We start from the raw sequence: 25019 nt of genomic DNA on the forward strand, positions 1-25019 counted from the left end.
CCCAACTGACTTGACTCGTCCAGTGTGCCAAATCCTCCCTCAGTGGATCAACCGGCATCCGCAAACAGTATTGCTTGGCTGAAACAGTACGATGGCATAATCCCTGGCCTTATCCAGTTCAAGGATCTCCAGCTCTATCTCGTGCAGCCCCTTGCCAGAAAGATTCAGCCCACTGACGTAGGAAACATAATTCATGTGCATGGGTTTGGGCGCACCGTTTTTGGCGGTTTTCTCTTCTTTACTGTGAATGGCAATGCTGTATCTGTTACCGGCGCCGGCAGAGGCTTTGAGCTCACCTTCCATACTGATACTGCCCGCCAGACTGCCATCGAGGTTGAAATAACGATAATGCATCTGCGCCCGCTTTCCCTTGGTAACCAGATCAACCAACAAATACTGTTTGGCCTGAGCCCCATCGCCGGGCTCATAGAGTTCCGATGAGCAGTTCAGCAAGGTGGTTTCTGCGCCACGGGTTAAGGAAAAAATCGTCCCCAGTGCCAGCAGCAACAGCAGCAGAATGCACAGGTTAATACTCCAGATCCAGGCTCTAGTCACAGATGTCCACCTCTTTGAGCCAGTCAGGACTAATAAAGCGTCTTGGACTGCGGCCGTCGCTTATCTTCAGGTTGCGTACCACAGCCTGGCCAAGATAATCGCCCCTCAAGGTCAGATTCAGCACCCTTGAGTCGTGGCTTAACGACATAAAGACATCGCGCCAGCGGGAATGGCGGCAATCTCCCAATACTGTCGCCAGCTCGGCGGCTTTTTCCAGCAACAGGGTATTGTTGCTGCGGGAGTGTGCGTAGAGTACAAGCTTCACCATTTGCCCGTCGGCCTGCACCAGTGACTGCACCTTTAAAGGCGCCGTGGGCGACATTTCCCCCACCCGCAAGGCAAAGTAGCCACCGACAAACAGCAGTGCTAACATCAGCAGCGCCGGGATCCAAATAGGCACAGGCCCCAGGCGGCGGCTTGGCAGGCGTCTCTTGGCCGGCACAGGGGCTTTAATGGGGGTAAGATGCAGCCGATATCCCTGACCTTTAACGGTTTCAATCAGGAGTTCGCTGCCCGGACCGAGGAAGGAGCGGATCATAAACACAGCCCGCGCCACTGAGGAATCACTGAGCTCGCCATGTTCATCGTCGCCCTGGCGCAACTGTGCCTTGGTGACGACCTGATCTGCCTGGCTGAGCAAGAGTCTAAGCACCTGGGCTTCCGCTCTGGGTAAATGCCAAACGTCCCCGGAGGCGCGGTTAATCAGCTCCCCTTTGGCATCATCAAACCAGCAGTTACCCAATTGCATCCAAAATCCCCACCCAAAATACGGTGTTATTTTACCCTGTGCCAGCACGAGCAACTGTGATCTGGATTAAGTGATGGCTTCTTTGCGCCAAAAGGTGCCGGCGTTAGAAAATGTGATATTGAACAATATGTTGAATGTAAACATCACCCAATATGAATGCCGCTGAATCTCGCTGAATTTACATGAATGCTACAAATAGCGTGAGGCCGCACCATTTATAGCCTGGCCGCTCAATCAATCCATACCACCTTAATCGACCATCCCTCTCATACTCAGTCATTCGCAGCGCTTGGCTTCAAGCGCGGCAAATCACAGTCTTCCTTTTCATGCCCGACATACTGATGTCACGGCCCCAGGGCCCTTTTATCACAACACCCTTGAATAACAACAAGAGGACAACAGCATGAAAATCGACAGACGACAGGCGCTCGGACAAATTATCGGACTTGGCAGTGCAGCAGGCCTTGGCCTGGTCAGCACTTCACTGATGGCGGCCACCGACGAAAACGGTAACTATCAACTCGCCCTCGGTGAAAAGCTCAAATATGTTCCCCTGGATCCCATGGCCACTGCAAAGCTCGCCTATGAGACGGGTGGCGGCTGTATGCACCAGGTATTCCACGCCACAGTCACCATGCTGGCCAATTCAGCCAGCGTGGATGCCGACAAGTTCAAGTCTATTCCCACCGCACTCGCAGGCTATGGTTTTGCCGGGGTGACGGGTCAGGGCACCCTGTGCGGTAACCTCAACGCCATAGGTATGCTGGTCAATCTGCTGGACGACATCAACGGCCAGAACGCCGCCGTGATTGGTGCTGCATTCCGTTGGTATGAAAACACCAAACTGCCATTGGATACTGCGGAATTTATTGCAGGCATTGGCTCCACCGCCGAGAAAACCGAACTGGTTGTCAGCTCATCGGTCGCAAACAGCGTGATGTGCCACTCCTCCATCAGTAATTGGTCCAAGGCCTCGGGCAAAACCTTCAGCCAGAAAGGCGAGCGCTGCTACCGTCTGTCGGCTTCCATGGCCTATCACCTGGTTGAACTGCTTAACCGCGCCTACAAGGGTGAAGTCATTGCCGGTACACCGGCAGCCAAACCATCTGAAGAAGCCCAAGCGTGCCAGACCTGCCACGGCAGCACAGAAACCATGGGCCCTGCCGCCAGCGTTAAGACCGACATGGAATGCACCACCTGTCACACCGGCCACTTCAATTAAGGGGGCACCATGAAACCAAGACTTCTCTACCCGCTGCTGGCGACACTGCTTGTGGGTGCCTGCGGCAGTGACAATGACCCGCAAGAGCCCACCATACCTGAGCCACCCGAGCCACCGGTGGCAGAGGTTGTGCATGTGGACGAGGCCAACAGCATCGCCCTTGAGGTCGTCAGCTTTGAGCCCCTCTCAGGTGCTGTGGAATTCACCCTCAAAAACGAGGCGGGGCTTGCTGTCACTGGCGCCAGTCAGTACGAGCTCATCTATTTCGGCTTACCGCCGGAAGAGAATGCATCTCGCAATCCCAAGGCCTGGAAGCGTTGGCACGTTTCCCAGAGTTTTCGCTGTGGTGAAGACACATCAACCTGTGAGGGTGTGTTGACAGAGGGCAACACCAAGGGACGCTACCTGTTTGAAGCACAGGGACTGGATTGGAGCCAGGATGCGCCGGAAGGCACACTCAGCAGATACCGGTTGGCAATTACCCTCCAGGGTGCCAAGGCCAGCAGTGACATGCAATTTGTCGCAGAAGCGCCATAATGCGATAACGGGGGCAAAATCCGCCTCACGCCCCCGACTTTTTTTTCCATACAGCGGATAGCGCCACGGCGTTATCCGCTTTTTTGCGGTCGTTAAGACCAGATAAGCAGTACCAGAAATACCGCCAACATGCCGATACAGGCCAATGCAAAACAGTGAAGCCAGGGTAAGTCCCTGACGGGCCTTGCAAATAGCCGCCCCATGGGATGCATCCCCGAATGCAGCAAATAGCCCTCACTGCCCACCTCTTCGAGCAAATAACGCCACGCCGGGCCCATCAGCACCCCCAGCGCGCGCATTTCCTGCTCCAATTTACGCTCATTGGCCCCCACTTGCTTGAGGGCGCCTCGCAAACTCGAGCGTGACACCACACGACCGCGCTCGGCGCCGAGCATCAACAGCAAGGCTCCCTGAGCCTGGGTCAGGGTATGGCGGCGACCATCGGTGAATTCGAGTGTCAGGGTGCTGGCCGTAAAGTGGGCCTCACCAATTTGCATGGGTTGTGTATCCGAAAAGTATCAAATGGGCTCAGTATAGAGAATCCGTCCCCCTCGGGTTGTGATCCCGTCTAAGCCCTGAGCAGGAAAAGCCGAAAATGTGAACGGCGCCGGATTACAAGGGATACAAACACTTACCCTTGTAACCCGGTGTCATCGACTGTCAATGAAAGGTTGCGGCATTCAGCCACATGTGCACCAGAATGCTCGCCACGTACCCCAGTGCGATAACCGGCGTCCACTTAAGGTGAGTACCGAAGGTGTAGATGCCACGGGCCTGCCCCATGAGAGCGACACCGGCGGCGCTGCCGATTGACAGCAAGCTGCCGCCCACACCGGCGGTCAGGGTGACCAGCAGCCACTGCCCCAGTGCCATATCCGGGTTCATGGTCAGCACGGCAAACATCACGGGAATGTTATCCACGACCGCTGACAGGAGGCCGACGGTAATGTTGGCATAGGTAGGATCCCAGTGGCTGTACATGGCTTCAGACACCAGGCTGAGATAGCCCATAAAGCCCAGACCACCGACACAGAGTACCACCCCGTAGAAGAACAGCAGGGTATCCCATTCGGCGCGGGCCACCCGGCTGAACACATCGAAGGGCACCACGTTACCCAGGTAGGTTAAACGCTCCCTGTTTTGCTCGGCTTCGGCCTTGGCGATGGCCTTGGCAACCGAGTGGTTGAAGGTTTTGCGCAGGAAGAAGCCAAAGAATTGCAGGAAACCAAGGCCTGTCATCATCCCCAGCACAGGAGGCATGCCCAGCAGGGAGTGAGCCATGACCGCTGAGGCAATGGTCAGCAAAAACAGGGCGACAATCCGCCTGGCACCGCGGCGCATGTATACCTTTTCCTGTACGGCATCCGGCCGGGCATTGCCAACAAACAGGCTCATCACCACCGCAGGCACCATAAAGTTCACTACAGAAGGAATGAAGAGAGCGAAGAAATCTGCGAAGGATACGATACCCTTTTGCCACACCATGAGGGTAGTGATGTCACCAAAGGGACTGAAAGCGCCACCGGCGTTGGCGGCCACCACAATGTTAATCGAGGCCAGGCCAATAAAGCGGCGATTATCCCCGCCCACCTTCATCACCACGGCGCACATCAACAGCGCCGTCGTCAGGTTATCAGCCACCGGCGAGATAAAGAACGCCAGCACACCCGACAACCAGAATACCTGCCGCAGGCTGAAGCCCCGGCTGACCATCCAGGCACGCAGCGCATCAAACAGACCCCGCTCTTCCATGGCGTTGATGTAGGTCATGGCCACCAGCAGGAACAGCATCAGCTCAGCGTATTCCAGCAGGTTATGCTTAAAAGCCACTTCGGCGACCTGGGGCATACCGTGCTGGGAATACACATACCCCAGCATGCTCCAGATGATGCCCGCCGCCACCAGCACGGGTTTGGACTTTCTAAGGTGCAGCTTCTCTTCCAGCATCACCAAGGTATAAGCCAGCACAAAAATCAGAATGGCCGCATAACCGACCCCGGAATGGGTCAGATTCAGCCAGTCACCCCCGCCCGTTTCACTGGCCCGGGCGAGCGGCGCAAACAATACCGCCATCATAAAAGAAATCACAAGCCCCGCTTTGCGGTGGACTCCCCCAATCCAATGCTTCGTTCTCATAGCTAGCCTTATTCGTTGGAAACTGGGCAGAAAGTAGCACGCCGCCGGAGGGGCAAATGTTGATTGGGCGCAACTTTCTTGGAATAAGCTTTGCCTGAATCACAAAAAATTTCAGTATTTTTTTACATTTACCTACAAGGTGGTAATAAAAAAACAAAAAAGCGCCCTGAGGCGCTTTTTTATCCCACTATGACCTGTACTTAGAATGAATACAGCAGTGTCATGTTGGTTTCTGTGTCAGTGCTCTTTTTACCATCCAGCGGCTCATTGTTGTAACGCACCACCACGGCAAATTTCATCGCCAGCGCGCCAACGATATTGGCCGTCAGAGAGGTTTCAGAGCGGGCTTCCAGCTGTTCGCCATAGTCAGCAACGATGAGTTGCCTGAACTTGGAAGAATCGCTGATCCTGGTTTCAAAATTCAGCACGCCGTGGGCAACCACGCTGTCTTCCGAGCTGTATCCCAGCAGGGTGCTCTGCTCATCATCCAAACGACGATACTGGTAACCCGGACCCACTTCCACGGCAAGCGTGGTACTTTCGGTATTGATAAAACGATGACCATAACCCACGGCACCGCTCAGCTTGTAGTCATAACCGGTAAAAGGGTCCTGCTCGTAATTGGCGTTGGCAAACAGGTAGTTGTCATCGTTAAACTTATAGTTGCCCTGGACACCGGCGAAGTAGCGCTCGGCTGTCACTTCATCCGTGTCTTCCTTGTAGAGCGCTTCCAGGTCGTACTGATTTTCCCAGTTACCCAGCTCATGTCTGAGCCCGAGACGGCCCTTGAGTGACGTGGTGTCTGTATTGCCTGTGGTCAGAGTGGCACCCAGTTCGGCTTCACCGGCAAAAGTCTTGTCGCCTTCCACGAAGTCGGCACCTGCCATGGCGGCAAAAGGTGTCACCGCCGTCAGGGCGGCGGCAATCAGCAGTTTGTTCATCATTCTCTTATCCTTATCAGGTGTTTTCGCTCCCAAAAATCGCCGCACATGGTACCACCTGAGGTCGAAAATGAGAAATACACCACAAAATCCGGCAGTTGACAGCGCAACTATGGGCAGGATTCCTATACGGATAAAAGGGGCTTATCAGGTACCGCAAAAGGTGCGGAAGGGGCCAAAATCCTGTGGCGCGCCCTGTCCGTAGGCTTCACAGCCCTCTTGCTCCTCAAAGGGGCGGCACACCACCTCAAGCAAACGTTCAAAGGCGGCCATATCACCGGCTTCCGCGCTATCCAGCGCCCCCTGCAGCAAGTGATTGCGGGGGATATAAACGGGATTGACGCTCAGCATCAAGGTCCTTACTTGTGCTGCTGATACCGCCTCAGACGTCTGTTCACGACCGAGCCGCTCATGCCAGCGGGCAAGCCAGGGCGCAAGCCTTGAGCTATCGGGCGTCAGGGCCTCGATTCCACCAGGGGCTGCACTATTGGCACTGTCCGCCAAGGCACGAAACGCCTGGGTAAAGTCGAGCCTCAGCTCACCGAGCAACGTCAGGAAGTCCATAAAGAGTTCAAGGTCGCCGTCCTGTACGGTTTTCAGGCCGAACTTGGCGGCAAACACCGCCAGCCATTCGTTGGTATACACCTCGGCAAAGCCATCGAGCACCGACTGGGCATGGGCCAGCGCCTCGGTTTCATCCTCCGCCAACAGCGGCAGCAGGGCTTCGGCAAAGCGGGCCAGATTCCAGCGGGCAATGCCAGGCTGATTGCCATAGGCGTAGCGGCCGTCGTGATCGATGGAGCTGAACACGGTGCGGGCATCATAGGTGTCCATAAAGGCGCAGGGACCATAGTCAATGGCTTCACCGGAAATGGTGACATTATCGGTATTCATTACCCCATGAATAAAGCCTATGCCCATCCACCTGGCCACCAGCTTTGCCTGTGCCCGAGACACCGCATTGAGGAGCGCAAGAGCCGGCGCTTCATCGCTCACAAGCTCGGGATAGTGGCGCTTCAGGCTGTAATTAACGAGTTCTCGCAGCCCTTCATGGTCACCGCGCGCAGCCGCGTATTCAAAGGTCCCCACCCGGATATGGCTCGATGCCACCCGCGCCAGCACCGCGCCGGGCTTGATGCCATCGCGGTAAATGTCTTCACCCGTGGTTACGGCCGCCAGCGCTCTGGTAGTGGGAATACCCAGGGCATGCATGGCCTCCCCCATCAGATATTCGCGAAGCACGGGCCCGAGCACCGCCTTGCCGTCACCGCCACGGGAAAACTGCGTACGCCCCGACCCTTTAAGGTGCAGGTCGCGACGCCTGCCATAAATGTCTTTAACTTCGCCAAGCAATAAGGCACGGCCATCCCCCAGCCTTGGCGAAAAGCCCCCAAACTGGTGGCCCGCGTAGGCCATGGCAACAGGCTCGCTGCCTTCTGCGGTCAGCATGCCGCAAAAGAAGGCAGCCAGTCGGCTGTCTTCCATGGCGTCGGCATCCATCCCAAGCTCTTCAGCCAGCTGCTGGTTAAAACACACCATGGCGGGCGCAGGAACCCTTGCCCCTTGCCAGGGCTCAAAAAAGCCCTCCATGTGCCGGACAAAACTGTTATCGAATTGAAACGGGGAAAACACCTTGGACATCCTCTGCTCCGACATAACGGCGATGGGCTAATGCTAACCCGTTTGTCCGGCGAGCATAAGCAAAAGCGCACATTTACCCGCTTATGACAGATAGCCAAATAAAAAAGCCCGCAATGGCGGGCTTTTTCAGTTCAGAGCGATTAGAGGTTGATCTTCGGATCCAGCTCGCCGGTCTGATAACGCTTGTACATGGCCTGCAGTGACAGCGGCTTGATTTTTGATGCCATACCGGCACAGCCGAAGGCTTCGTAGCGCTCGGTACAGATATCGGCCATGGCTTCCATGGAGGCCTTGAGGAACTTACGTGGGTCGAACTCACTTGGGTTCTCGGCCAGGAACTTACGTACCGCGCCGGTAGAGGCCAGACGCAGGTCGGTGTCGATGTTCACCTTACGCACGCCGTGCTTGATGCCTTCCACGATTTCTTCCAGAGGCACACCGTAGGTCTCAGGAATGTCACCACCGTACTGGTTGATGATTTCCAGCCAGTACTGGGGTACAGAAGAAGAACCGTGCATTACCAGGTGGGTATTGGGGATGCGGGCGTGGATTTCTTTGATACGGTCGATACGCAGCACGTCACCGGTAGGCTTGCGGCTGAACTTGTAAGCACCGTGGCTGGTACCGATGGCAATGGCCAGGGCATCCACGTGGGTGTCGGCCACAAAGCGCGCGGCTTCTTCGGCGGTGGTCAGCAGCTGATCGTGGCTCAGCACACCAGCGGCGCCGATACCATCTTCTTCACCGGCAGTACCGGTTTCCAGGCTACCCAGACAGCCGATTTCACCTTCAACAGACACACCACAGGCGTGGGCGAATGCCACGGTCTTACGTGTCACGTCGACGTTGTACTCGTAAGAAGCCGGGGTTTTGCCGTCAGACATCAAGGAGCCGTCCATCATCACCGAGCTCATACCCAGCTGGATAGAACGCTGGCACACGTCGGGGTGGGTGCCGTGGTCCTGGTGGATACACACAGGGATATCAGGATACTGCTCGAGGGCGGCGTTCATCAGGTACTTGAGGAACTGAGGACGTGCATACTTGCGGGCACCGGCAGAGGCCTGAACAATCACAGGGCTGTCGGTAGCTTCGGCCGCCTGCATGATGGCGCGCATCTGCTCAAGGTTGTTCACGTTGAACGCAGGCACACCGTAACCATGCTCTGCAGCGTGGTCCAGCAGTTGACGTAGGGAAATAAGGGCCATTTTTTACTCCATTAATAGGGTGACATCCATGCTGAACTTGGGTCACCGAGGTCGCTATCGTTTGGACTGATTTTTATACCTCCCGGTCTCCCGGGAGGCGGTTTCTTCTAATAATAGTAATGTGTTGCAGTGTTATGCCTTGGCACCACGGGCGGTGAGCATGGCCACGGCTGGCAGCTCCTTGCCTTCGAGGAACTCAAGGAAGGCGCCGCCACCGGTAGAGATGTAAGACACCTTGTCGGCGATACCGTATTTGTCAACGGCCGCCAGAGTATCGCCGCCACCGGCGATGGAAAACGCTGAAGACTCGGCAATCGCCTGGGCGATGCGCTTGGTGCCTTCACCGAACTGGTCGAACTCGAACACACCCACAGGGCCGTTCCATACGATGGTACCGGCATTCTTGAGGATGGCAGCCAGGGCCTCAGCACTGTCTGGACCTATATCGAAAATCATATCGTCTTCGGCCACGTCGCTGACGTTTTTCAAGGTAGCAACCGCAGTTGGGCTGAACTCTTTCCCCACCACCACATCGGTAGGTACAGGGATATCGCCGCCGCGGCTCTGGGCATTGGCTACCAGACGCTTGGCTTCATCAATCAGGTCAGCTTCATACAGTGACTTACCGACCTGATTACCGGCAGCGGCAATAAAGGTGTTGGCGATACCGCCGCCAACCACCAGCTGATCAACGATGCCGGAGAGTGACTCAAGCACGGTCAGCTTGGTTGATACCTTGGAGCCACCCACAATGGCCACCAGAGGACGGGCCGGGTTGTCCAGCGCCTTGCCCAGAGCATCGAGCTCAGCAGCAAGCAAGGGGCCGGCACAAGCGACAGGGGCATACAGACCCACGCCGTTGGTGGAGGCTTCGGCGCGGTGCGCGGTACCAAAGGCATCCATCACGTAGACGTCACACAGGGCTGCCATCTTCTTCGACAGAGCCTCGTCGTTCTTCTTCTCGCCTTTGTTGAAGCGCACGTTTTCGAACACAACCACTTCGCCAACGGCCACATCAACGCCATCGAGGTAGTCGCTGACCAGACGCACCGGGCAATCCAGCGCGGCAGTCAGGTAGTTCACCACAGGCTTCATGGAGAACTCTTCGTTGTACTCGCCTTCGGTGGGACGGCCCAGGTGAGACATCACCATTACCGCGGCACCTTGTTCCAGCGCCAGCTTGATGGTGGGCAGCGAGGCGCGCAGACGGGCATCACTGGTCACCACGCCATCGGCCACAGGCACGTTCAAATCTTCACGGATAAGCACGCGCTTGCCGTTAAGATCCAGGTCTGACATTTTGATAATTGTCATGGTATTGCTTCCTTATTTTTAATCAAAAACAAATTCTTGTGAGAAAAGCTTGTCCCTGCTCTTCTTCATTATCCAGTAGGGTCAATCGGCCTGTGTGGCGGCCATGGCCAGGGCGGTATCGAGCATGCGGTTGGCAAAACCCCACTCGTTGTCGCACCACAAAAGCATTTTCACCAGATGCCCGGCACTGACACGGGTCTGGGTACCATCCACCACGCTGGAGCGCGGGTCATGGTTAAAGTCACATGATACCAGAGGCTCGTCGGTATAGCCCAGTATGCCGCTGGCGCTGCCATCGGCGGCTGCCTTGAGCGCGGCGTTGACGGTAGCGATATCCACCCGGGTATCCAGGGTCACCGAAAGGTCGATGGCGGTGACATTAATGGTAGGCACCCGTACCGAAATCGCCTCAAACTTGTCTTTCATCTGCGGCAGAATCCGCTCGATGCCCCTGGCAAGCTTGGTGTCCACCGGGATAATCGACTGACTGGCGGCGCGGGTACGGCGCAGGTCGTCATGATAAGCATCAATCACCTGCTGATCGTTCATGGCCGAGTGAATGGTGGTGATGGCGCCGCTCTTCACGCCGAAATGGCGGTCGAGCACGTCAATCACAGGCACCAGACAGTTGGTGGTACAGGAGGCGTTGGAGACGACGGTATCTGTGGCTTTGAGGCTGGCGTCGTTTACACCAAAGACGATGGTGGCATCGACATCGGCAGACGATGGGTGGCTTATCAGTACCTTGCGGGCACCGGCATGAATATGGGCTTCGGCGCTTTGCCTGTCATTGAGGGCGCCGGTGCATTCGAACACCAAATCCACATCCAGCTCACGCCAAGGCAGCGCGGCGGCATCTTCAACAGCCAGCAAACGAATGGCGTCATCCCCCAGATGCATCATGCCTTCATCGAGGGTCGCACGGGTATGGAAACGGCCGTGGGTGGTGTCGTAATTGGTCAGGTGAACTATGGCCTCGGGCTTGGCCAGTTCATTAATGGCGACCAGCTGCATCTGGCCCCGTTTGCCGGACTCATAAAGCGCCCTCAGTACGGAGCGGCCGATGCGGCCATAACCATTGATAGCAACACGGATCATAGTGGTGAGCAAATCCTCTGGGGAGGGTGAAAACCCTGTCGGCTCCCCTGCCGACAGAGGCTGACCGGCAACGCCGGTCAGACCGGTGGCAGCTAAGCTGCCACCTTGCTCGCGTCAGTATTAACCCAGCAGCTCTTCGGCGGCAGCAACCACCTTGTCGACGGTGAAGCCGAACATTTCGAACAACTGATTGGCTGGCGCTGACTCGCCGAAGCTGGTCATGCCGATGATGCGGCCATTGAGGCCCACATACTTATACCAGTAATCGGCAATACCCGCTTCCACTGCCACACGTTTTGTGACGCTGGCAGGCAGAACCGTTTCTTTGTAAGCCGCATCCTGCTTATCGAACACGTCGGTAGATGGCATTGACACCACACGCACCTGCTTGCCCTTGGCGGTCAGTTCGGCCTGGGCCTTCACTGCCAGCTCAACTTCAGAACCGGTGGCGATGATGATGAGCTCAGGCGCAGCAGCGCTGTCGACCAGCACGTAGCCACCCTTGGCGACATTGGCCAGCTGCTCGGCGCTGCGTGGCATTTGCGCCAGGTTCTGACGGGAGAAAATCAGCGAGGTTGGGCCGTCTTTACGCTCGATGGCGTATTTCCAGGCCACGGCAGATTCAACCTGATCACATGGGCGCCAGGTGCTCATGTTTGGAGTCACACGCAAAGAAGCCATTTGCTCAACCGGCTGGTGAGTCGGGCCGTCTTCGCCCAGACCGATTGAGTCGTGGGTGTAAACCTGGATGTTCTGCACCTTCATCAGGGCAGCCATACGCATGGCGTTACGGGCATATTCCATAAACATCAGGAAGGTGGCGCCGTATGGCACAAAGCCACCGTGCAGGGCGATACCGTTGATGATGGCGGTCATACCGAACTCACGCACACCGTAGTGCAGGTAGTTACCGCTGGCGTCGTCACCTGTGATGGACTTGGAGGCTGAGTACATGGTCAGGTTGGATGGGGCCAGGTCGGCACTGCCGCCGAGGAATTCAGGCAGCATGGCACCAAAGGCTTCGAGAGCGTTTTGTGAGGCTTTACGGGAAGCGATATTGGCAGGGTTGTTCTGCAGCTTCTCGATGTAAGCCTGAGCTTCTGTGCCGAAGTTGGCAGGCAGTTCGCCCTTCACGCGGCGCTGGTATTCAGCGGCCAGCTCTGGGTAAGCAGCGGCATAGGCAGCAAATTTTTCGCCCCAGGCTTTCTCAGCGGCGATACCGGCTTCTTTGGCATCCCACTGGGCATAAATATCAGCTGGGATAACGAATGGGTCGTGCTTCCAGCCCAGGAATTCACGGGCAGCAGCGATTTCAGCATCGCCCAGTGGCGCGCCGTGGCAGTCGTGTGAACCGGACTTGTTTGGCGAGCCGTAGCCAATGATGGTTTTACAGCAGATAAGGGTTGGACGTGGGTCAGCCTTGGCAGCCTTAATGGCAGCATCGATGGCGTCGCTGTCGTGACCGTCAACACCGGCAATCACGTGCCAGCCGTAAGATTCGAAACGCTTTGGCGTGTCGTCAGTAAACCAGCCTTCAACGTGACCGTCGATGGAGATGCCGTTGTCATCCCAGAAGGCAATCAGTTTGCCCAGACCCAGGGTGCCTGCCAGAGAGCAAGCCTCGTGGGAGATACCTTCCATCAAGCAACCGTCGCCCATGAACACATAGGTGTAGTGGTCAACGATGTCGTGACCGTCACGGTTGAACTGAGCAGCCAGCACTTTCTCGGCAATGGCCATACCCACACCGTTGGTGATGCCCTGCCCCAGAGGACCTGTGGTGGTTTCGATACCAGGGGCATAACCGTACTCAGGGTGGCCTGGGGTGCGTGAGTGCAGCTGACGGAATTGCTTAAGATCTTCAATAGACAGGTCATAACCGGCCAGATGCAGCAGCGAGTAGTGCAGCATGGAGCCGTGGCCATTGGAGAGGATGAAACGGTCGCGATCGGCCCACTGTGGATTGGTGGGGTTGTGCTTCAGATGACCGCGCCAAAGGACTTCGGCAATATCTGCCATCCCCATTGGGGCACCGGGGTGACCGGAGTTGGCCTTTTGAACGGCGTCCATGCTGAGTGCGCGGATAGCGTTGGCGAGTTCTTTACGAGACATGCTCTCTCCTGCTTGTATTGAGGCTTTTCGGGCAATTGTGGGCACATATTTTCCCTTAACAGGGCTTGTGGACGCAAATTTAAATTTCCATATTGACGGCTGGCAAAACCAGTGAGGCGCTATCGGGGGCTTCTTTCGCTGGTCGCATACAAAAACACATGGAAGAAACCACAGCACACCAGGCCTTTATCACCCTGAATTTGTTAAAGTAATTGATTTTCTCTATAAAACAGTCCCCTCACCCAGTCCTATCTTGGTCACAATTGGCACTAAATTTTCTGATCCGGGGGATGATCGTGAACGTAATTTCAACTAAAATGGCCGTCTAGATGTAGATGCTTCTACACGTTTAACGCTTAAAAAGTCGAGATATTCCAAACATGGCAAAACACTTGTTTACCTCTGAGTCGGTCTCAGAAGGTCATCCCGATAAAATTGCAGACCAGATTTCCGATGCTGTGCTTGATGCAATCCTGGAGCAGGATCCCAAGGCCCGCGTAGCGTGCGAAACCTACGTGAAAACCGGTATGGTGATGGTGGGTGGCGAAATCACTACCTCTGCCTGGGTCGATATCGAAGAACTGACCCGTAAAACCGTACGCGAAATCGGCTATGTGCATTCTGACATGGGCTTCGATGCCGATTCCTGCGCGGTACTGAGTGCCATCGGTAAGCAGTCTCCTGACATCAACCAGGGTGTTGACCGTGCCGATCCACGTGAACAGGGCGCCGGTGACCAGGGTCTGATGTTCGGCTACGCCAGCAACGAAACCGACGTGCTGATGCCAGCCCCTATCACTTACGCTCACGCACTGGTTAAGCGTCAGTCAGAAGTCCGTAAAGACGGCACCCTGTCCTGGCTGCGCCCCGACGCCAAGTCTCAGGTCACCTTCGCCTACGACGAAGGCAAGATTGTGGGTATTGATGCCATCGTACTTTCTACCCAGCACTGTGACTCTGTGTCTCAGTCTGATCTGGTGGAAGGCGTGATGGAAACCATCATCAAGCCTGTGGTACCTGCCCAGTGGCTGAACAAGGACACCAAGTTCTTTATCAACCCAACCGGTCGTTTCGTTATCGGTGGCCCTATGGGTGACTGTGGTCTGACTGGCCGCAAGATCATCGTTGACACCTACGGCGGCATGGCCCGTCACGGTGGTGGCGCCTTCTCCGGTAAAGACCCATCCAAGGTTGACCGTTCTGCTGCCTATGCCGCCCGCTATGTTGCCAAAAACATTGTGGCCGCGGGTCTCGCTGACCGCTGTGAAATCCAGGTGTCCTACGCCATCGGTGTAGCCGAGCCAACGTCTATCAGCATCGAGACCTTCGGTACCGGTAAGCTGCCGGAAGATAAGCTGATTGCCCTGGTACGCCAGCACTTCGACCTGCGCCCATATGGCCTGACCGAAATGCTGAACCTGGCACGTCCTATCTATCAGGCCACTGCCGCTTACGGTCACTTTGGCCGTAACGAGTTCCCTTGGGAACAAACCAACAAGGCCGAAGCGCTGCGCGCAGACGCGGGTCTGTAATCAGACGCTCGCCCATGAAAAAAACCGCCGCAAGGCGGTTTTTTTATGTCTGGCTCAACCCCTGAATGCATCACGCCAGCGCGGCACGAGGCAATTCAGCCGTTGGCTGTGGTCTACCCGTGGCTGTGGTCTACCCGTCGCTGTGGTCGACTAGTAGCTGTGGTCGACTAGTAGCAGTGGTCAAAGTGCGCCGCCTGCACCAATAAAAACCCCAACTGGCTTTCTGGCACGGCTTCCAGCTTCAAAGGCTCCAGAGTGCCACCCGGCGTGATGTCCCATTGCCAAGCGGTACTGGCAGCATGAAGGGCACCACAATGCACATGACCTTCGGGTACTTGCAGCCAATAAGCCTCAGGCTCCCCGCCCCGAAAGGCCTTAACCTCGACGCCCCCATGTACACAGAGGCTGTAACCGAGACGCAATCTGTCCCAGGCACTGAGAGAATGTTGTTGGTAAGGCATTAACAGCTGTTGGATATGTTGCATGGTGTCAGATGGTGTCCAAATCGTTAGGGGTTATTTTGCCATGATTGAGCGCATATTCCATTGCCTGGGCTTGTGGCAATGCCCTGGCATACAACCACCCCTGAACATAATCCACACCCGCATCACCGACGAAGCTTGCCTCCGAGGGCGTTTCAACCCCCTCGGCCACCAGCTGGAACCCCAGGGATTTACACAGCTGGCAAATTTGCCGGTAAAGCACCCTACCCTGATCGGTATCGGTTTTGCCAAGGATGCTCCGATCAAGCTTGATGCCATCCACGGAGATCTGGGTCAAGAGACTGAGACTGGAAAATCCCGTGCCGAAGTCATCCAGCAAGAATCGGAACCCCAACGTCTGCAATTGGGCAATGGCGCGGTTAATGCCTTGCAGATCCCGCATAAATGCCCGCTCGAGGATTTCCACTTCGACCTGATGGGCAAATTCCCCCAGGGTGGTGCGCAGCCTGTCGAGCATAAGCACATCGTTTAAGTTGTTGGGATCGAGGTTAATACTCACCTTGGGTGAAAAGCCGGCCGCCTGCCAGCGCCGCAAATCCTCCGCCACCGTAGTTATCACAAAGCGGTCTATCACGTGGGAGTAACCCGCCCGCTGGAAGTTATCAATAAACCAGGGGCCCTTTATGTTGCCGTCGGCATCCTTAAGCCTCAAAAGCGCCTCGAAACCAACCACTTCCTGCCCGGGCAGCTTGAGCTTTGGTTGATAGTGCACCAGAAGTTCACCGCTCAGCACCTCGCGAACCGTACGCTCCAGACTGCGACTGGCGGCGAGGGATTCAGACTGATTACGACTATATTGACGCTCGGACATGCGCTCAATATCCGTTTGTAATTCAGTGCGTTTGATAAGTTCACGGTCGTATTGATTGGCATCGGCGAAGGCACTGTATTTCCGAATAAATGGCCGATAGATGAATACCCCGACCACGACCAGTAACAGCTGCAGCACCACGACGGCAAAACCGCCGGATGCAATCCAGCCATTTAAAAACAGAGGTGTCACCCAGGGAAAGGGTTTGCCATCAAAACTCAAAAGTCCGGCGGAAATCACTGACCAGGCAATGAGCACATTCAGGCAGGGCAGCAGAACAAAGGGGATGGCAAGGCGCAGGTTAAAGACCACTGGTAAACCGTAAATCAGGATTTCATTGATGTTTACCACCGAGAAAGGCACCGCAATTTTGGCCAGGTGCCGGCTCTGCTCGTCGCGGCTTTCCAAAAAGATGGCAATCAGCAGCGGAATGGTGGCACCACTGCCTCCAAGTAAAACAAAGAGATCCATAAATGCGCTGAAGGTCAGGTTGGGCGCCAGGAATTGCAGCCCATTATCATCGCCAATCAGCAGCAGGAAGGCATTATCGCCATGTACACCAAAACACCAGAGTATGTGTGTCAGCAGTACCCGGAAAATGATTTGCCCAAGCGGGCCCAGTTCACCCACGGCATCCACCATGGGCGAGATCCCGAGCAGCAACAGCATACTCATGGCCTTGAGGATCAAAAACACCAGGGTGAAGGTCAGCACCATGGGAATAATCAGGTTCAGGTGCTGGCTCAGGTAAGCACTGATTTCGGCACTTCTGACCAGATGCAGCTGGGGGAACTTTAAGAATGGCCGCATTACGTAGGCAGCCAATATTGGGGTAATCACCATCCTCGGGTCCCCAAGCACCTCCACCAGATAATCGCTGAACACCAGTCCACCGCTGCTGTGCACATGGAGCGAAAAGACAATGCATAACGACAGAGTGGCACAGGCCACCGCAGAAATATCCAGATACTTGGCAAAGTGATACGACAGCGACAGCATAGCCAGCAAAGGGAAAAGCCGCCCGAGCGTATCACTTATCCCCTCAAACCAATGAAAAGCATCGGATCCCGACAACTCAGGAGCCAGCGCAGTGGCAAGTACAGGGAAGAGCGCCAGGAGCGCATTGATAAGCAGAAACGGTAACAGCGCAATAAAGGACTCGCGCACCGCCAACAGAAAGCTGCGATCAAACAACTGAAAATTTACCTGCATAGGCTGCCGTACAATATGACTGCTCGTTAAATTAACTTAACCCATAAACCGCAGGTGCGACAGTCCGTGCAGGAAAAGCGCATTAAAGGCGCTGCAGCAAGTAAAATCCCCTTCCGTCATCCTCGAAAAAGTCCACCACCTCCATGCCGGCGCGCTTCACATGCACGTTCAGCGAATGCTGATTCTCCTGTGCAATAAAGGTAAACAAGGATGAGTACCGCCCCATTGAAAGCGTCAACACCTTGTCAAACAAAGCCCCGAAAATCCCTTTGCCGCGGTAGCGGCTATCCACCCACACAGGACCATAACAGCCTGGCGCCGGGCGTTTCCCGGCGCGGCCTCGTGTCGAAGTGTTAGACTGCTGATGGCTGCCAAGTAGCTGATAAAGCTTGCGATAAAAAGACTGCCCCTGATAAAAGCCTTCATCAGCAACAATGGCGTATGCCACTATTTGCCCCGCGTCATCCGCCACCACCACCAGATGATCCGCAATAAGGGATGTGAATTCCCGACGCCCATTAAGCTGAGCCTCAAGGCGAGAATCATCATTGCCAAGCTCATCCCGGCCAAAACGCTGTTCAAGCCTTACCAACTGGTCAATGTCATCGGGGCTTGCCTGCCGTATCTGCATCAGAACTTCTCCTTTGGAAAGCAGTCATTATACTGGGAGTTAGACCGATGAAAGCCAACAATCAAAATCAGCCATTAATTTGCGGTTCCTGCGGTTCCTGACCACACTGTAAGACAGTTCCCAGCGAAAGGTGCTGCCCTTTATGTTGCCTGAAACCATCAATCCCCATGCCAGCCTGCTGGAGTCCGACAGCCCCCAGGTCAACCTTGTGCGTTGGATGCATCAGTGTGAGCTCATCAAGCGCTACTACGAAGCCGACTATGTGTTTGTCGTGCAAAAGGTATCCCTTGGTTTCGAAGTACTGGTGAGTGCCATCGCCAGCCTGCCGCACTTCACCTCGGGGCAAATGTTTGACCGGGACACACCGCTGTTTCTGGATTTGGTCAATGCCATGCCCGATGGTGTGTCACTGGATTTATCCAAATACCACGCCGGAGACTTACCCAACGATTTTGACAGCTGCCTTGGGCTGCTCGCCAGGCCCATCCTCTGGCCCGATGGCTCAATTTTTGGCTGTTTGTGCGTGCTTTCCCACAAGCGGGTAGAAAACCAGAGCATTAACAGCCTGATGCTGGAGCCATTTCAAATCCTGTTGCAGCAAGATCTCGCCCTGCTGTGCCAAAGCCACCGGGTGGAATCACTGTCCATGCGGGATAGGGAAACCGGCATGCTAAACCACTATGGTTTTATCATGATGGCGCCAAGACAGTTGAATCTTGGCCGCCGCTTCGGAGCCCATGCCGGCATTTTGTTTTTTGAGTTGCAACAACAAAGCCCCGATGCAGAGCTCAACGAAAAGCATCACCGGCTGCTTGGTGGCATCATACAGCACACCATTCGCACCGCCGATATTGCCGCGCACTACAGCGAAACCCTGTTTGTAGTGCTGGCGTTTTTGGACAATGAGCGGGATCTTAACCATATAGTGCAGCGGGTTGAACGCCAGCTGGCCCAGCAGGAACCCAGTCTCAAGCTGGATTACAGCTTCCGGTTTTTCGCGCCGGACTCAGGCAGTAAGCTCGGCCCCATGCTGATGTTGGCCAAAGAAAACCTGCAATCCTGGCAGCGAGAGCAAAAGGCAAGAGCCGCAGAAATCCCATTGACGGCCACCACCCAATAGCCCGGTTGGCACCCCGGGCTGGCTTTTTCAGTGATTCGCGACTAACGTATTATGGAATAACAACAATTACATCAATGAATACCCTATGTCAGAATCTGTATCCTGGTTATTGGATTCCCCCCACACTGCTATCGATGAATCCCGATGGCAGCATTTGACGCAGCTGTTGTGTCAGCTGTTTAAAGCCAGTGCCTGCGCCATAGTGCAGTATCAGTTTGGCGACGCCAAAATCCTTACCCTGAAACAACCTAAAAACGTTGGCCTGACCCTTGGCGCCGCTGAGTCCATAGACAATCTCAAGCAGCGGCTGGCCAATACCGAATTGCCCGAAGAAGGCATTTGGCAGCAGGGGTTGATTGAGTTTCCGCTGAACTGGCCCGGTGGCAGCCCCTTCGGCGCTGTGCTGCTGGTGTGTGACAAGTTGCCCCCCAACATCGACAGCGGTCGGACGTTGGCAGAACCCATGTTGTCACTGATAGAAAGTGAGTTAACGTTATTCCGCCAGGCCAGCCGCCTGGAGCGTATGTCGCTTCAGGATGAATCCACACAAATGCTCAATGACAATGGTTTTAACCTGATGGCCCCGAGGCAGCTGAACCTGAGTCGGCGCTTGGGATCCCACGCCGGTCTGGTGGTGATGGAAAACGGCACCCAGTATGACGCCGAAGAGTCGCAGGAAAAGCTGCGAGCCCTGGCACAGGTGGTATTTGAAAACCTTCGTGAGGCCGACGTGGCCGCCCGTATAGGGGAACAAATTGTGCTGCTGGCCTTTGTCGACAGCGAAGCCAACCTGGACTCCCTGGTGACCCGGCTGCACAAACAATTCAGCCGTAAACTGGAAGACCAGCGGGTGATGACGGGGCACAAGTTTTTCACCCCGGACTCCCATCTTGAACTGGCGCCCATGCTCGCTGAAGTAAGGGATGAGCTGGACAAGACCCGCAGCCGCCTGTATCCCAAGCCCCAGAGCAGTGACGAAGCACAGACACCTCCAGAAGCTTAAGCGCCTAGAGGCAGCCTGACAGGTTACCCCCTCAGGCGCTTGATTGTCCCCTGGCCCACTCGATGGCGAGCACTACCGGGAAAGGGGACATAAACACCAATCCCAGCCCCAACAAGACTGACGTCCACAGCATGCCACTGACTTGCTCCGTCAGGTCTGTACCCAGATGCAGCCAAACCACGCCCAGAACCATGGTCAGACCAAGCCAATGCAGGATTTTCAGAAATTTCATTACACTTTTCATCTGTTCCACCACATAATCGCCCCAGAATGGCGGCATGCCGACGTCGCCCGTCAAAGTACAGTATGGAAACCCGCATGATCAAGAAATTTGCCCTGCTGGCCGGCGCACTGGCGCTGGTGGGCTGCCAATCATCCCCATCCTCTCACGCTGATACCGTGAATTTGCTCGGAACCTGGCTAATAGAACAGGTTAACGATCACCCTGTTATCGACTATAGCCCCGCAAAACTGGTGTTCGAAGAAGGCAACAAACTTCATGGCAACAACAGCTGCAATAACTTTTTTGGCAGCTTTGAACTCCAGGGCAATCAGCTGCTGCTTAGCCCGTCGGGCACGACCCGCAAGGCCTGTGTCGATGCCTTGATGGATCAGGAAGCCAGGGTAGCCGACGCCCTCCCCAAGGTGAGATCGCTGGCACAAGGCGAGGGTAAATTGCGCCTGTTCGACAGTGAAGGCAAGCTGCTGCTGATTTTAAGCCGCCTCTGAGCGCTCTTTGCCACATAGCCAAGGATTGACTGGCAGCCTGCGTCCTCACTATCAATAAGAAGCCCGGCCAAAGCGGGGCTTTTTTATGACTCAGCGGCTCAGGTAATCATGCCTCTTCCCTTGCCTGCGCCATCTCGGCGCTGGTTTCCATGTCGGCGTTGTAGTGGGCAATATCTATCTCACCCTCTGAGCGTGCAATCACTGTGGTAGCCACCAGGTCACCGGACACATTGACCACGGTGCGGGCCATGTCCAGTATCCGGTCGATACCGGCAATAATGGCCACCCCTTCAAGGGGCAAGCCCACCGTGGTGAGTACCAGCGTCAGCATGACAAGCCCTGCTCCGGGTACACCGGCAGTACCGATTGATGCCAGGGTCGCTGTCAGTACTATGGTGAGGTAATCCACCCAGGTTAAGTCCACCCCAAATGCCTGCGCCACAAAGAGTGCCGTCACGCCCTGATACAGGGCCGTCCCATCCATATTGATGGTGGTGCCAAGGGGCAACACAAAACTGGAAATCTTTTTGTTTACGCCCAGATACTCGCTGGCGCACTTCATGCTGGCCGGCAGGGTGCCTGCACTGCTTGAGGTGGTAAAGGCCACCGCCATGGCATTGCTAATGCCCTTGAAAAACTGGATGGGATTAAGCCCTGCCACCAGTTTAAGCACCAACGAATAAAAGCCCAGAATATGCAGGGCACAGCCCAGATACACGGCAACAATCACCTTAATCAGCGGCAGCAGCATATCAATGCCATACTCGCCCGCCACCCAGGCCATCAGGCCAAATACGCCATAGGGCGCAAGCTTCATCACCATGTCGGTGAGTTTGTACATGGCTTCCGCGAGGCTCTCAAACACCTTGATGGCAGGCTTGCCATGGTCACCAATCAGTACCAGGGCCACACCCAGGGCCACGGCAAACACAATCACCTGCAAAATCTGACCACTGGCCAGCGCCGCCACCGGATTGGTGGGCACTATGTTAATCAGGGTATCCATCACAGAGGGCGCCGTTTTCACTTCGGCACTGAGGTCGTGTCCTTCAAGGCTCAGACCAGAACCCGGTTCCAGCAGCCAGCCAACCAGCAAGCCCACCGAGATGGCAATGGCAGTCGTGGCCAGATAAAACGCGAAGGATTTAAAACCGATACGCCCCATGCGCGCGGTATCCTGCATCGAGGTAACACCCACAATCAGCGAGCAAAACACCAGCGGCACTATCAACATCTTGATGGTGTTAACGAACAGGGTACCTATGGGTTTGAGGGCGCTGGCATCGGGCCCAAGGACAAGGCCAACACCAATACCGAGCAACATGCCGGTGAGAATTTGCAGCCACAGGGGCACAGCGCACCAACGGCGCCACAAGCTAACGGGTGGAGTAACGGACATACAGAACCTTTTCAGACTTGCCTAAGGGGCACGCTCAGCATCCATCCCGGCGCGCTCGGCATCAGAGGGCCGAACGCGAATATTAACATTTGCTGTGGGAAGGCGTGACGATCGGCCTCACAAGTTAGCAGGCTTCAGGCATCAAAAGTCCCGCGCTGCTCGGCACTGAATCTCTGTGGGTACAGGGCGGCGGGCGGCTGCTCGCGCTCAATCAGGTAACTCCAGTAATCGTCATCGAAGCCCGTGAGTATGTCTCGTTTTCCCTGTTGTTTCAGGATGAGGTACCACCACACCAGGCCCCACAATCCGAAGGTAACCAGCGTCAGACAAAAATGCAGAGGATGCTGAACGCCCGGCACCTGTTGGTGGTGTAACGAATTATCTATTTGATGTGACTTAGAAAAAAACTTGGGACGCGCAACACGGATACGCTTGGCCATAGGATCCCCCAAAATTCACACCTCTCTCAGACCTTAGCTAAGTGTAGCTGCATTCGACTTTAGTCGAATATTGCACGCCGACATTTTTATCTTCAGGGCCGCGCGCAGATGCCGTCGGCACATCAGGCTGCACGCTTTGTTGCATTCTCCCTGGCTGCATAAGCATGTGCCGCTGTGCTAGATTATCGGGTCTAAAACAATAACAGGAATGACTGATGAACATACGCAAGGCTGTGGCGGCCGACTTAACCGATATCGTGAACTTTAACCAGGCCATGGCCTTGGAAACCGAAGGATTGCAGCTCGATACTGCCACCCTCACCAAGGGCGTCTCGACCCTGCTGGAAAACCCTGCCAAGGGTTTTTATCTGGTGGCCGATATTGATGGCGAGATTGCCGGCTCCCTGATGGTCACCTTCGAGTGGAGTGACTGGCGCGCCAAGGATTATTACTGGATACAAAGCGTGTACATTCGCCCCGAGCACAGGCGCAAGGGCATCTATACCCGTCTGTATCAGGCCGTGAAAGACATGGCCGCAGCCGCCGGTGGCGCTGCCAGCTTCCGACTCTATGTTGAGCAGGAAAATGCCAATGCCCAGCACACCTACGAGGCCCTTGGCATGGAAAAGAGCTACTACCTGATGTACGAGGAAAAGCCGAAAGGCTAATCAGGGCAAAGCCCAAAAGCGCAGTAAATCACCAACACAAAAAAGGCCATCTGTGATGGCCTTTTGCTTATGTTCCCGATTGAGGCACACTCAGTCACAGATACTGGTGACCTTGATGGCAAGGCCACCCAGACTGGTTTCACGGTACTTGGCGTGCATGTCTTTGCCTGTCTCGTACATGGTGGCAATCACCTTATCGAGGCTTACACGGGGGTCTGAGGTGCGCCTCAGCGCCATGCGCGCCGCATTCACCGCTTTCACCGCTGCGATGGCATTGCGCTCGATACAGGGCACCTGCACCTGGCCTGCCACCGGATCGCAGGTCAGCCCCAGGTTATGCTCCATGGCGATTTCGGCCGCCATACATACCTGAGCTGGGCTCGCGCCCATGAGTTCCGCAAGGCCCGCCGCCGCCATGGAGCAGGCTACGCCCACCTCCCCCTGACAACCCACCTCGGCGCCCGAGATAGAGGCATTGCGCTTATACAGGCTGCCAATGGCGGCTGAAGCCAGCAAAAAGCGGCTGTATTCCTTTTGCCCAAGCGGCTGAATAAAGCGATCAAAGTAAGCCATTACCGCCGGAATAATCCCCGCCGCACCATTGGTTGGCGCGGTCACCACCCTGCCACCGGCAGCGTTTTCTTCGCTCACGGCGAGGGCAAACAGGTTCACCCAATCCACAATCTCCATGGGATCGGCACTGATACGGCCACTGCTTTCCAGCTGCTTAAGCAGCGCCGGCGCCCGGCGAGGCACCCGCAGTGGCCCGGCGAGGACGCCTTCGGTGTGACAGCCCCGGTCAATGGCCTGCTTCATGGTCAGCCAGATATCGCGAAAACCGCGGTAGATAAACTCTTCACTGTGGCAGGCTTTTTCATTGGCCAGCATCAGGGTCGAAATACTCACCCCTTCGGCGCGGCACAATTTAAGTAAACCCTCCGCGTTTTCAAAGGGGTAAGGAAACGGGATGTCACCGCCCTGCACCTTGCCAAAATCGGCTTCTTCCACCACAAAACCGCCACCGATGGAGTAGTAGGTCTTGGACAGCAGCAGCTCATCGTCTGCAAAGGCGCTTAAGGTCATGGCGTTTTCATGCAGAGGCAGGGCATGGGGATGAAACACCATGGCGTCACGGGCAAAGCGCACCGGTCTGCCGCTTTCAAGCCACAGGGTTTCGGTGTCATTCACGGCGGCTATGGTGGCCGGGATGGCATCTATATCCACACTTTCCGGGCTTTGGCCCATCAGACCAAGCAAAATGGCGATGTCGGTGTGGTGCCCCTTGCCGGTGAGTGACAGCGACCCGTACACATCGGCTTTCAGGCAATCCACCCGGCCTGAAAAATTAAGATTATCAAGGGTATCTACAAAGGCCTTGGCCGCCTTCATCGGTCCCACTGTGTGGGAACTCGAAGGCCCGATACCAATTTTGTAAATATCAAAGGTACTGAACATGGAA

General features: G+C 55.5%; 24 protein-coding genes. 7 read left to right on the plus strand and 17 right to left on the minus strand.

The window, feature by feature from the left end; all coding sequences use genetic code 11:
* Window positions 1-39: 39 nt before the first annotated feature.
* Together JQC75_RS14235 and JQC75_RS14240 are read right to left on the minus strand one after the other, a co-directional pair.
* On the minus strand, window positions 40-555 hold the full coding sequence (locus tag JQC75_RS14235) for a hypothetical protein (RefSeq protein ID WP_203324705.1): 516 nt from the start codon (window positions 553-555) through the stop codon (window positions 40-42).
* On the minus strand, window positions 548-1303 hold the full coding sequence (locus tag JQC75_RS14240; RefSeq protein ID WP_203324706.1) for a winged helix-turn-helix domain-containing protein: 756 nt from the start codon (window positions 1301-1303) through the stop codon (window positions 548-550). The genes JQC75_RS14235 and JQC75_RS14240 overlap by 8 nt, the downstream gene beginning before the upstream one ends.
* 403 nt (window positions 1304-1706) lie before the next feature.
* On the opposite strand from JQC75_RS14240, the gene JQC75_RS14245 reads away from it, so the two are divergent.
* The gene (locus JQC75_RS14245; RefSeq protein WP_203324707.1) at window positions 1707-2525 is read left to right on the plus strand and encodes a cytochrome c3 family protein; all 819 of its coding nucleotides are present in this window, start codon (window positions 1707-1709) and stop codon (window positions 2523-2525) included.
* 9 nt (window positions 2526-2534) lie between these two features.
* Window positions 2535-3062, plus strand: coding sequence for a hypothetical protein (locus JQC75_RS14250; protein ID WP_203324708.1), 528 nt, complete (start codon window positions 2535-2537; stop codon window positions 3060-3062).
* 92 nt (window positions 3063-3154) lie between these two features.
* Here JQC75_RS14250 and JQC75_RS14255 read toward each other — a convergent pair whose 3' ends face one another.
* The 8 genes from JQC75_RS14255 to tkt all read right to left on the minus strand — a co-directional run bounded on the left by JQC75_RS14255 (window position 3155) and on the right by tkt (window position 13512).
* Window positions 3155-3559, minus strand: coding sequence for a hypothetical protein (locus tag JQC75_RS14255; RefSeq protein ID WP_203324709.1), 405 nt, complete (start codon window positions 3557-3559; stop codon window positions 3155-3157).
* Between the two features lie 163 nt (window positions 3560-3722).
* Window positions 3723-5138 carry a sodium:proton antiporter NhaD gene (gene nhaD / locus JQC75_RS14260; protein WP_380798149.1) on the minus strand — a complete coding sequence of 472 codons (1416 nt, stop codon included), beginning with the start codon at window positions 5136-5138 and terminating at the stop codon, window positions 3723-3725.
* 260 nt (window positions 5139-5398) lie between these two features.
* Window positions 5399-6139: a DUF481 domain-containing protein gene (locus JQC75_RS14265; RefSeq protein ID WP_203327232.1), complete on the minus strand. Its 741-nt coding sequence runs from the start codon at window positions 6137-6139 to the stop codon at window positions 5399-5401.
* A 147-nt stretch (window positions 6140-6286) separates the two neighbouring features.
* On the minus strand, window positions 6287-7780 hold the full coding sequence (locus JQC75_RS14270; protein WP_203324711.1) for a protein adenylyltransferase SelO: 1494 nt from the start codon (window positions 7778-7780) through the stop codon (window positions 6287-6289).
* Between the two features lie 140 nt (window positions 7781-7920).
* Entirely contained in the window at window positions 7921-8988 is a 1068-nt protein-coding gene (fba, locus tag JQC75_RS14275; protein WP_203324712.1) for a class II fructose-bisphosphate aldolase, read from the minus strand.
* Window positions 8989-9120: 132 nt separating this feature from the next.
* Window positions 9121-10302: a phosphoglycerate kinase gene (locus tag JQC75_RS14280; RefSeq protein ID WP_203324713.1), complete on the minus strand. Its 1182-nt coding sequence runs from the start codon at window positions 10300-10302 to the stop codon at window positions 9121-9123.
* Between the two features lie 81 nt (window positions 10303-10383).
* Complete coding sequence (epd, locus tag JQC75_RS14285) at window positions 10384-11400, minus strand: erythrose-4-phosphate dehydrogenase (RefSeq protein WP_203324714.1); 1017 nt, start codon at window positions 11398-11400, stop codon at window positions 10384-10386.
* A gap of 120 nt (window positions 11401-11520) precedes the next feature.
* A complete protein-coding gene (gene tkt, locus JQC75_RS14290) occupies window positions 11521-13512 on the minus strand; it encodes a transketolase (RefSeq protein WP_203324715.1) in 1992 nt (663 codons plus the stop codon).
* Window positions 13513-13892: 380 nt separating this feature from the next.
* On the opposite strand from tkt, the gene metK reads away from it, so the two are divergent.
* Entirely contained in the window at window positions 13893-15044 is a 1152-nt protein-coding gene (gene metK / locus JQC75_RS14295; protein ID WP_203324716.1) for a methionine adenosyltransferase, read from the plus strand.
* 167 nt (window positions 15045-15211) lie between these two features.
* Here the strand turns inward: metK and JQC75_RS14300 are convergent, their stop codons facing one another.
* The 3 genes from JQC75_RS14300 to JQC75_RS14310 form a co-directional block, all read right to left on the minus strand.
* On the minus strand, window positions 15212-15529 hold the full coding sequence (locus JQC75_RS14300) for a hypothetical protein (protein ID WP_203324717.1): 318 nt from the start codon (window positions 15527-15529) through the stop codon (window positions 15212-15214).
* 4 nt (window positions 15530-15533) lie between these two features.
* On the minus strand, window positions 15534-17570 hold the full coding sequence (locus JQC75_RS14305) for an EAL domain-containing protein (RefSeq protein WP_203324718.1): 2037 nt from the start codon (window positions 17568-17570) through the stop codon (window positions 15534-15536).
* An 82-nt stretch (window positions 17571-17652) separates the two neighbouring features.
* On the minus strand, window positions 17653-18201 hold the full coding sequence (locus JQC75_RS14310; RefSeq protein WP_203324719.1) for a GNAT family N-acetyltransferase: 549 nt from the start codon (window positions 18199-18201) through the stop codon (window positions 17653-17655).
* A gap of 142 nt (window positions 18202-18343) precedes the next feature.
* Here JQC75_RS14310 and JQC75_RS14315 point away from each other — a divergent pair, with 142 nt between their 5' ends.
* Window positions 18344-19321: a GGDEF domain-containing protein gene (locus tag JQC75_RS14315; protein ID WP_203324720.1), complete on the plus strand. Its 978-nt coding sequence runs from the start codon at window positions 18344-18346 to the stop codon at window positions 19319-19321.
* 85 nt (window positions 19322-19406) lie between these two features.
* Window positions 19407-20324 carry a GGDEF domain-containing protein gene (locus JQC75_RS14320; protein WP_203324721.1) on the plus strand — a complete coding sequence of 306 codons (918 nt, stop codon included), beginning with the start codon at window positions 19407-19409 and terminating at the stop codon, window positions 20322-20324.
* 31 nt (window positions 20325-20355) lie between these two features.
* Here the strand turns inward: JQC75_RS14320 and JQC75_RS14325 are convergent, their stop codons facing one another.
* Window positions 20356-20556, minus strand: coding sequence for a hypothetical protein (locus JQC75_RS14325; protein WP_239002016.1), 201 nt, complete (start codon window positions 20554-20556; stop codon window positions 20356-20358).
* A gap of 86 nt (window positions 20557-20642) precedes the next feature.
* Here JQC75_RS14325 and JQC75_RS14330 point away from each other — a divergent pair, with 86 nt between their 5' ends.
* Window positions 20643-21053: an META domain-containing protein gene (locus JQC75_RS14330; RefSeq protein ID WP_203324723.1), complete on the plus strand. Its 411-nt coding sequence runs from the start codon at window positions 20643-20645 to the stop codon at window positions 21051-21053.
* A 106-nt stretch (window positions 21054-21159) separates the two neighbouring features.
* Here JQC75_RS14330 and JQC75_RS14335 read toward each other — a convergent pair whose 3' ends face one another.
* Both JQC75_RS14335 and JQC75_RS14340 read right to left on the minus strand, forming a co-directional pair.
* A complete protein-coding gene (locus JQC75_RS14335) occupies window positions 21160-22452 on the minus strand; it encodes a dicarboxylate/amino acid:cation symporter (RefSeq protein ID WP_203324724.1) in 1293 nt (430 codons plus the stop codon).
* A gap of 134 nt (window positions 22453-22586) precedes the next feature.
* A complete protein-coding gene (locus JQC75_RS14340) occupies window positions 22587-22892 on the minus strand; it encodes a DUF4234 domain-containing protein (RefSeq protein ID WP_203324725.1) in 306 nt (101 codons plus the stop codon).
* Window positions 22893-23107: 215 nt separating this feature from the next.
* Here JQC75_RS14340 and JQC75_RS14345 point away from each other — a divergent pair, with 215 nt between their 5' ends.
* Window positions 23108-23560, plus strand: a complete 453-nt coding sequence (locus tag JQC75_RS14345; protein WP_203324726.1) for a GNAT family N-acetyltransferase — start codon at window positions 23108-23110, stop codon at window positions 23558-23560.
* Window positions 23561-23650: 90 nt separating this feature from the next.
* On the opposite strand, the gene JQC75_RS14350 is transcribed toward JQC75_RS14345, so the two are convergent.
* On the minus strand, window positions 23651-25015 hold the full coding sequence (locus tag JQC75_RS14350) for an L-serine ammonia-lyase (RefSeq protein WP_203324727.1): 1365 nt from the start codon (window positions 25013-25015) through the stop codon (window positions 23651-23653).
* Between the last annotated feature and the right edge of the window lie 4 nt (window positions 25016-25019).

The sequence above is a fragment of the Shewanella litorisediminis genome (genome assembly GCF_016834455.1).
Classification (GTDB): Bacteria; Pseudomonadota; Gammaproteobacteria; order Enterobacterales; family Shewanellaceae; genus Shewanella; species Shewanella litorisediminis.

Bases quoted from the DNA above. Each gene is read 5' to 3' on its own strand.
- JQC75_RS14240 (WP_203324706.1), bottom strand. From the start codon at position 1,303: ATGCAATTGGGTAACTGCTGGTTTGATGATGCCAAAGGGGAGCTGATT.
- JQC75_RS14245 (WP_203324707.1), top strand. From the start codon at position 1,707: ATGAAAATCGACAGACGACAGGCGCTCGGACAAATTATCGGACTTGGC.
- JQC75_RS14250 (WP_203324708.1), top strand. From the start codon at position 2,535: ATGAAACCAAGACTTCTCTACCCGCTGCTGGCGACACTGCTTGTGGGT.
- JQC75_RS14255 (WP_203324709.1), bottom strand. From the start codon at position 3,559: ATGCAAATTGGTGAGGCCCACTTTACGGCCAGCACCCTGACACTCGAA.
- nhaD (WP_380798149.1), bottom strand. From the start codon at position 5,138: ATGATGGCGGTATTGTTTGCGCCGCTCGCCCGGGCCAGTGAAACGGGC.
- JQC75_RS14265 (WP_203327232.1), bottom strand. From the start codon at position 6,139: ATGAACAAACTGCTGATTGCCGCCGCCCTGACGGCGGTGACACCTTTT.
- JQC75_RS14270 (WP_203324711.1), bottom strand. From the start codon at position 7,780: ATGTCCAAGGTGTTTTCCCCGTTTCAATTCGATAACAGTTTTGTCCGG.
- fba (WP_203324712.1), bottom strand. From the start codon at position 8,988: ATGGCCCTTATTTCCCTACGTCAACTGCTGGACCACGCTGCAGAGCAT.
- JQC75_RS14280 (WP_203324713.1), bottom strand. From the start codon at position 10,302: ATGACAATTATCAAAATGTCAGACCTGGATCTTAACGGCAAGCGCGTG.
- epd (WP_203324714.1), bottom strand. From the start codon at position 11,400: ATGATCCGTGTTGCTATCAATGGTTATGGCCGCATCGGCCGCTCCGTA.
- tkt (WP_203324715.1), bottom strand. From the start codon at position 13,512: ATGTCTCGTAAAGAACTCGCCAACGCTATCCGCGCACTCAGCATGGAC.
- metK (WP_203324716.1), top strand. From the start codon at position 13,893: ATGGCAAAACACTTGTTTACCTCTGAGTCGGTCTCAGAAGGTCATCCC.
- JQC75_RS14300 (WP_203324717.1), bottom strand. From the start codon at position 15,529: ATGCAACATATCCAACAGCTGTTAATGCCTTACCAACAACATTCTCTC.
- JQC75_RS14305 (WP_203324718.1), bottom strand. From the start codon at position 17,570: ATGCAGGTAAATTTTCAGTTGTTTGATCGCAGCTTTCTGTTGGCGGTG.
- JQC75_RS14310 (WP_203324719.1), bottom strand. From the start codon at position 18,201: ATGCAGATACGGCAGGCAAGCCCCGATGACATTGACCAGTTGGTAAGG.
- JQC75_RS14315 (WP_203324720.1), top strand. From the start codon at position 18,344: ATGTTGCCTGAAACCATCAATCCCCATGCCAGCCTGCTGGAGTCCGAC.
- JQC75_RS14320 (WP_203324721.1), top strand. From the start codon at position 19,407: ATGTCAGAATCTGTATCCTGGTTATTGGATTCCCCCCACACTGCTATC.
- JQC75_RS14325 (WP_239002016.1), bottom strand. From the start codon at position 20,556: ATGAAATTTCTGAAAATCCTGCATTGGCTTGGTCTGACCATGGTTCTG.
- JQC75_RS14330 (WP_203324723.1), top strand. From the start codon at position 20,643: ATGATCAAGAAATTTGCCCTGCTGGCCGGCGCACTGGCGCTGGTGGGC.
- JQC75_RS14335 (WP_203324724.1), bottom strand. From the start codon at position 22,452: ATGTCCGTTACTCCACCCGTTAGCTTGTGGCGCCGTTGGTGCGCTGTG.
- JQC75_RS14340 (WP_203324725.1), bottom strand. From the start codon at position 22,892: ATGGCCAAGCGTATCCGTGTTGCGCGTCCCAAGTTTTTTTCTAAGTCA.
- JQC75_RS14345 (WP_203324726.1), top strand. From the start codon at position 23,108: ATGAACATACGCAAGGCTGTGGCGGCCGACTTAACCGATATCGTGAAC.
- JQC75_RS14350 (WP_203324727.1), bottom strand. From the start codon at position 25,015: ATGTTCAGTACCTTTGATATTTACAAAATTGGTATCGGGCCTTCGAGT.